The following is a 2,607-nucleotide window of genomic DNA, read 5'->3' as shown; positions in this document are numbered from 1 at the left end:
TGTAGAGCGTCAACCTCCTTGGCCGCTACCGACAACCTCCTTGGCCGGTTTTGACCGCTGCGTTCTTCGTTGATGTTACTGTGGGGTTTCCTCCTCGAGCTTGTCGCTGATGTTGTCGCCGGAGGCTGTCGGCGGAGCGACAGCCTCGGGTGATTGTCGGGAGGCTGCAGCTCGCCGGCGGTAGCTGTCCCCATTCATCTCGAGGATGGTCGCGTGGTGGACCAGCCTGTCGATCGCGGCAACGGTGACAGCCTGATCAGGAAAGACGCTTCCCCAGGCACTGAAGGGCTGATTGGCGGCGATCGCGAGGCTCTTGGTCTCGTAGCGCCGGGCGATGAGTTCGAAGAGCACGGAACTCTCGGCCTGATCCTTCTGCGCGTAGGTGATGTCGTCGAGAATGATCAGGTCGAACTTGTCGAGCTTTGCCAGAGCAGCCTCGAGGGCGAGGTCGCGTCGGGCGGCCTGGAGCCGCTGCACCATATCCGTGGTGCGGGTGTAGAGGACCCGCCGCCCGGCTTCGACCAAGGCATGTCCGATGGCGCAGAGGACATGCGTCTTCCCGGCGCCGGAATTGCCGATGGCGATCAGGTTGGCGCCGGTTTCGACCCAGTCCCCGGCGGCGAGCGCCTCGATGCGGGCCCTTGGGACTCCTGCCAAGGCCTTGAAGTCGAAGGTTGCGAGCGTCTTTCCCCCGGGCAGCCCGGACTCGCGCAGGTGGCGCTGGATGCGCCGTGCGTCACGGTCGGCGAGCTCGATTTCGGCCAAGGCAGCAAGAAAGCGGGACGCGGGCCACCCCTCGGCATCAGCACGCCCGGCCAGTGCGGGCCAGTGCCGCTGGATGCTGGGGAGGCGCAGCGCAGTGAGCATGGCGGGCAGCGCATGCACGTCGACGGGGCGCGGCACGGGCGCGGTCATGCCCGGCCCTCCAGCAGGGCGTCGAAGCTGGAGAGGTCGGTCAGGGTGACAGGTGTGTCTCCCGGCAGTTCGCGCCGCCGCGGTACCAGCTTCGGCTTCAGGGCCCGGGCCTCGGGCAAGAGGCCCTCGTCAAGGACGCCGGCAATCAGCCCCGCGAGTTCGGCCTCGCAGGCTTCGTCATGGGCAAGCCAAAGCAGGTCGACCATCCGGCGACAGGCGTCCCTGCGGGGCAAGGCGGTGGAAAGCGCAGCCCAGGCGGCCTCGTACTCGCTGCGGGGAAACAGGCCATCGCGATAGACCGACCCTGCTAAGGCCTGCGGCTTGCGGCGCAGGGCGTGGATGACATGGCGGTAGTTCACGCAATGGACACGCACGCCGTCCCGACGCCCGCGCTGCCTGGGATGGGTGACGACCCGGGTAGCGCCGAGGAATGCCTCGATCCGATCGTCGTAGACATGAACCCGCAGCCGCTTGCCGATGAGCTGGGAGGGCGCAGAATAGAAGACGGCATGCACCAGGAAGCCGCCGGTCTTCGTGACGCGGGAGACAACCTCGGTGAAGTCGGTGGTGCGCCGGATGGGCAGCGGTCGCAGCGCGGCCATCTCAGTGCGCACAGCGGCCTCGCGCCGCCGGTTGCGGCGGGCGACCAGTTCGTCAACGAAGCGCTTCCAGTCGTCGAGCTCGGCGAAGTCGCGGGAGCCGCGCAGGATCAGCGCCTGGTCGAGAGCGACCTTGAGATGGTTGTTCTGAGCTTCAACGGCGCCGTTCTCGTGGGCCTCCCCGGGATTGTTGCGACTGGCCAGCATGCCGTAATGGGCGCAGAAGGCGTCATAGCGCTGGGTCACGTCGGCCGCGGCATTGGCATCGAGGTTGCGGTAAGCGGCCGAAAGGCTGTCAGTCCTGTGCTCCTGAGGCACGCCGCCGAGGGTCCAGAGCGCGTTTTGGAGGTTCTCGGCCAGCGCCGTGAAGCTCTCGCCACCCAGAACCACGGCAACGTGTTCCCAGCCGCTGTAGGCCAAGACGAAGTGGAAGAGCCGGTGCTCCAGCGGCACGCCACCGATGGTGACGCCAAGCCTGCCCGCATCCGTGAAGTCCGACAGCGCCATCCGGCCCGGCTCGGGCGCTTGGCGAAAAATAACATCGCGCTCGGGGCCGTGCAGGGCACGCCAGTCGCGAACGCGGCGCTCGAGGGTGCGGCGGACCCGGTCATCAGGGAACGCGTCTGGATCGGCCATCTGTAGGTGGCGCAGGAGTGTCACGGCTTGAACGGCCGGATCGCGCTCGAGGATCGGCAGCAGCAAAGTGTCCCAAACCGCCTCGAGCGGATCAGGTACGGTACGCCCGCGGGCGGGTTGGCGCTGCGAAGGAAGGCGGGGATCCGCCTCGAGGCGGCGGGCAGTGCGTTCGCTGAACCCTGCGCGGGCTGCAGCGATACGCTGGCTGTATTGAAGGCGGTCGGTCATGTAGACTCCAACTTGCTGGTCGGTGACGGGTTTGCCCGGCAAGGTCCAATCTCCGTTTGGTAGCAGAGACTTCGACCCTACCGGCCCGCAGCGGCCAGCACCCCCGCAATCCCCCGTGAAGAGAACCGCGCCGCCGCCGCCAGCCTTCGGTCGGGCTACGCCCTCCCTACGGCTGGCGGCGGCGGCCAACTTGCCTGACGGTGCCGGTCAAGATGGTTGTCGCCCACCA

2 protein-coding genes are annotated in these 2,607 nt (G+C 67.4%); both read right to left on the bottom strand.

Annotation, left to right across the window (positions count from 1 at the left end):
- Positions 1–75 precede the first annotated feature (75 nt).
- The gene (istB, locus tag I6N89_RS25235; protein WP_207020957.1) at positions 76–915 is read right to left on the bottom strand and encodes an IS21-like element helper ATPase IstB; all 840 of its coding nucleotides are present in this window, start codon (positions 913–915) and stop codon (positions 76–78) included.
- Complete coding sequence (gene istA / locus I6N89_RS25230) at positions 912–2,420, bottom strand: IS21 family transposase (protein ID WP_419247640.1); 1,509 nt, start codon at positions 2,418–2,420, stop codon at positions 912–914. The genes istB and istA overlap by 4 nt, the downstream gene beginning before the upstream one ends.
- Positions 2,421–2,607 lie beyond the last annotated feature (187 nt).

This window comes from Salipiger abyssi (assembly GCF_017311415.1).
In the GTDB taxonomy this organism is placed as follows: domain Bacteria; phylum Pseudomonadota; class Alphaproteobacteria; order Rhodobacterales; family Rhodobacteraceae; genus Salipiger; species Salipiger abyssi_A.
The sequence above is the reverse complement of the archived record's forward strand: the minus strand, read 5'-3'. Positions and strand labels throughout refer to the sequence as shown.

Bases quoted from the DNA above. Each gene is read 5' to 3' on its own strand.
- istB (WP_207020957.1), bottom strand. From the start codon at position 915: ATGACCGCGCCCGTGCCGCGCCCCGTCGACGTGCATGCGCTGCCCGCC.